Source organism: Azospirillum sp. B506 (genome assembly GCF_000333595.1).
Taxonomy (GTDB): domain Bacteria; phylum Pseudomonadota; class Alphaproteobacteria; order Azospirillales; family Azospirillaceae; genus Azospirillum.
This window is the reverse complement of the sequence record NZ_BADK01000384.1, coordinates 1-4,146: the sequence shown is the minus strand read 5'-3', so window position 1 is coordinate 4,146 and position 4,146 is coordinate 1. Positions and strand designations below refer to the sequence as shown.

General features: G+C 66.7%; 2 protein-coding genes. Both read right to left on the bottom strand.

Translation table 11 applies throughout. From position 1 onward, the window contains the following. Positions 1-267: 267 nt before the first annotated feature. The gene (locus I71_RS11840; RefSeq protein ID WP_085940714.1) at positions 268-2,424 is read right to left on the bottom strand and encodes a methyl-accepting chemotaxis protein; all 2,157 of its coding nucleotides are present in this window, start codon (positions 2,422-2,424) and stop codon (positions 268-270) included. A 501-nt stretch (positions 2,425-2,925) separates the two neighbouring features. Then, positions 2,926-4,101: an NO-inducible flavohemoprotein gene (hmpA, locus tag I71_RS11835; protein ID WP_042695062.1), complete on the bottom strand. Its 1,176-nt coding sequence runs from the start codon at positions 4,099-4,101 to the stop codon at positions 2,926-2,928. Positions 4,102-4,146 lie beyond the last annotated feature (45 nt).

The following is a 4,146-nucleotide window of genomic DNA, read 5'->3' as shown; positions in this document are numbered from 1 at the left end:
CCACCGCGCTTTCCGCACGGCGGAGGCTGTCCAGGAAAGAGGCGATGGTGTCCAGCATGGAGGGCCCAGCGTGGCTGCCGAAGGGGCGGGTCGGAACAAATGTAGTTTTACTACAGATATACCGCTCTGTCGACCCGCCAATGAAGCAACGCTACAATTCGTTTGCGCATCCCTGCACTTCCGCCTGGTCCTGGACGACGGGGCAGACGTCGCGGAAGGCACAAATGAAAAGCCCCTCTCGCGAGGGAGAGGGGCTTTTCGACCGGATCACGCCGACCGCACCTGACTGAGGAAGTGGTCGATCTGCTGTTGCAGGCGGCCGGTCTGGCTGGAGACCTCCCGGGCGACCGACAGGACCTCCTGGGCCGACTGGCCGGTCTGGCCGGCAGCGGTGCGCACCTGACCGATATTCTGGGAAGCCTGGGCGGTGCCACCCGCCGCCTGCTGGACGTTGCGGGCGATTTCCGATGTGGCGGCACCCTGTTCTTCCACCGCCGCGGCGATGCTGGCGGCGATGTCGTTCAGGCGGCCGATGGTCTGGCCGATGCTGCGGATGGCGTTCACCGCCTCGCCGGTCGCCTGCTGCATGGCGCCGATCTGGCCGGCAATCTGGTCGGTGGCCTTCGCCGTCTGGCTGGCCAGCTGCTTGACCTCGCTGGCGACGACGGCGAAGCCCTTGCCGGCCTCGCCGGCGCGTGCCGCCTCGATGGTGGCGTTCAGCGCCAGCAGGTTGGTCTGACCCGCAATGTCGGAGATCAGGTCAAGCACCGCACCGATGCGGCTGGCCGCCTCGTTCAATTCGCGCATGGTGCCGTCGGTGCGTTCGGCCTCGCCGGCGGCCTTGGCGGCAATGGCTGCCGATTCGGTCACCTGCCGGGCGATCTCGCTGATCGACTGCGACAGCTCATGAGCGGCCGATGCGGCGCCATCGACATTGACCGAGGCGGTTTCCGCCGCCTCGGCGGCATTGCCGGCCTGACGGGATGTGTCGTCGGCTGTCGCCACCATGCCGGCGGCGGTCTGGTGCATCTGGGTCGCGGCGGCGGACACCGTCTCGACCACCGTCTTCACGCCATTCTCGAACTGGTCGGCCAGCGACAGCATGGTCTGGCGGCGTTCGCCCGCAGCCCGCCGGCGTTCGGCCTCGGCGGCGGCGCGGGTGGTCTCCACCTCGCGCGCGGTGTCGCGGAAGACCAGCAGGGCCGCGCCCATCTCCGCGATCTCGTCATGGCCGTTCAGCCCGATCTCGGCGTCCAGGTCGCCACCGGCGATCCGGCCCATTCCGGCCTTGAGCGCCATCATCCTGCGGATGACGATCCGGCCGATATAGAGCCAGACGACCAGGATCGACACCAGGATGCTGGCCAGAGCGACGGCGATCTGGGTCAGGCGGCTGTTGTCCAGCATCCGGGCGGTGGCGCCGCTCGCCTCGGCGATGGTCGCCTTCTGGCCGTCGACCAGCGTGGCGATGCTGTTGGCGAGCGTGGTGGTCAGCGCATGGTTGCTTTCCAGCAGCTGGGCAAAGTACCCCTCGATCGCCAGTTCCTTCTGGCGCAGTGTGACCATCGATGCTTCGCCGATGGCAAAGCCGGTCAGCAGGTCCGCCTGCTTGGCCGCGACGGCTGCCAACCGCTCCGGCAGTTCCTGGGCGCCGTTGCTGAAGCTGGCCAGCGCCACGCCCATCCGCGTCTCGATGATCGCCAGACGCTGCTCGTCACGGGTGGTGGCAGCCTCCATCAACATGTTGCGGACATTGGCCGCCTCGGCCGTGACGGCGCCCAACGGCTTCTTCTGGGTCACGACCTGGGGCAAGGCGGTCGCCGCCTCACGCACCGCGGCGGGATCGGCATTCGGTTCCGCCAGGGTGGAGCGGGCCTGCTCCTCGTCATTGTTCAGGACGGAGGTCCAGGGAGCGGCGAATTTCTGGATTTCCGCCTCGGCAGCCAACACCTTCGGCATCATCGCCGCGCGTTCGGCGGCAAGACCCACCCGTTCGGCTGCCGCCTGGTCGAGTTGCACGAGATTGCCGAGCAACCCCTTCGATGCCTCCTCGATGGCGGCCAGCTGAGCCCCGGCCGACCCGGTGCTCCGCAGCCGGGTCAGGCGGGCGTTGAATTCGTCCTTCGCGGCGGCGATGCGGGCGGAGACCGCTTCCCGCGCAGCGGGGCTGTCCGCGGACGTGAGGGCCGGGGCCAGGGCCACCAGCCGTTCGGCCTGTTGTGCCACCGCCATGCCCTCGGTCATCGCCGGCACCGCCTCGCCGACAATGGCATCAATGGTGGTGCGCACGTTCGCATAGCCGATCAGCGCCACCGCGGCGGCCACCAGCGTCCCGGACAGCACCACGCCGATGGCGATCATCAGCTTGGCACGCAGGCCGGAATACCAGGCAGCACCTTTGGCCGGTGTGCCCTGAATCGTCATGCCCTGGCTACCGTTCGACATACCATCCTCCCCCGGCGCTCGGACACCGGCGCTCCATTAAGTCATTGCAGCTGGCCGTTCCGGCTCTCGCCGCACCGTCGTTCCATTCGCGTTCCGTCCTGCGCCGGCTTCTCCATGGACACAGGAAAGATGCAATTGCAAATAATTCGACCATTCCGCGACTAGGAAAGCGCCAAAATCGCTAAGAAAGAAATAAGGAGAATCCACGATTCTTCCGCGACAGGCTTGGAAACATCCCGCGGCGCAATGGACCCTCGCTCGCAACCTGTCTCGATTCCACCAGTGGCGCGCATTTCGTGGCAACTGTAGGCCGGGATGGCGATCCTGGTCAGACAGCCACATTTAAAGGTTTTCTGATATAACAGATTTACTCATTTTCGGCGGAGTCAGCGGTCCCCCCGAGAGGTCGGCAGAAAAAGGGCCGGCCCTCCGAGGAAGACCGGCCCGTCCAGTTGAAGGCGACGCTGCTTGTGCTCCGCGTCAGGCCAGCGCCTCGCGAGGGCCGAAGAACTCGTGCACAATCGCCGAGTCTGGCAGTCCCAGCGCGGTCAGCGCCTTGACGACCGCAGCCATGAAGGGCTTCGGGCCGACGACATAGGCAGCCACGCCCGGCTCCTTCGGCAGCAGGTTGGCCAGCCGATCCTGATCGAGGAGGCCGACCATGTGGGGCTCGTCGCCCGGCTGCGGCTGGGCATAGCAATAGACCGGCTTCAGCGCGTCATGCTGGGCGGCCAACTGCTCGATCTGCTGGCGGAAGGCGTGGACGGAGCCGTTGAGCGCCGCATGGACGTAAATCACCCTGCGGCCGGCGGTCAGCGCCTGTTCGGCCAGCGGCAGGGCGGGGGTCTGGCCAACGCCGCCGGTGATCAGCAGCAGCGGGCCCGCGCCCTCGCGCAGCACGAACTCGCCGGCCGGCGGGTAGACATCGATCTCGTCGCCAACCTGCGCACGGTCATGCAGGAAACCCGAGACCAGCCCCTGCGGCTCCCGCTTCACCGAAATGCGGTAATCGCGGCCGTTCGGCGAGGCCGACAGGCTGTAGTTGCGGTGAACGGTTTCGCCGTCGATGGTCAGCCGCAGACCGAGATATTGGCCCGGTCGGAAGTCCATCGCCTTGCCACCGTCGGCGGGCGCCAGCCGGAAGGAGGTGATGACGGCACTTTCCGGCGTCTTCTCCACGATGCGGAAGCGCCGTGCGCCGCGCCAGCCGCCGGTCAGTGCGGCCTTGCGGGCATACTCCCTTTCTTCCGCCGCGATCAGCAACTCGGCCAACTGCCAATAGGCTGCCCCCCAGGCGTCTGCGACCTCGGCGGTGACCGCATCGCCAAGAACCTTGCCGATTGCCTCCATCAGGCAGGTGCCGACAATCTTGTACTGGTCGGGGGTGATGTTGAGCGACACATGCTTCTGCACGATTCCTTCGACCGCCGGGCCAAGAACGTCGAGCCGGTCGATGTTGGAGGCATAGGCGATGATGGCGTTGGCAAGCGCCTCCGGCTGGGCGCTGCTGCGTTGGTGGCTCTGGTTGAAGACGGCGCGCACCTCCGGGAAGCGCTCGAACATCAGTGGATAGAAGGTGCCGGTGATCCGGTTGGCATTGGCGGCGACAACGGGAGCGGTGGCCTTGATGACGGCGATCTGGGCGGGCGACAGCATGGGTGGGGCAATCCTTTTGCGCGTCACGATGTCGCAACCGGATGG

Coding starts and splice junctions, on each gene's coding strand:
- I71_RS11840 (WP_085940714.1), bottom strand. CDS start 2,424: ATGACGATTCAGGGCACACCGGCCAAAGGTGCTGCCTGGTATTCCGGC.
- hmpA (WP_042695062.1), bottom strand. CDS start 4,101: ATGCTGTCGCCCGCCCAGATCGCCGTCATCAAGGCCACCGCTCCCGTT.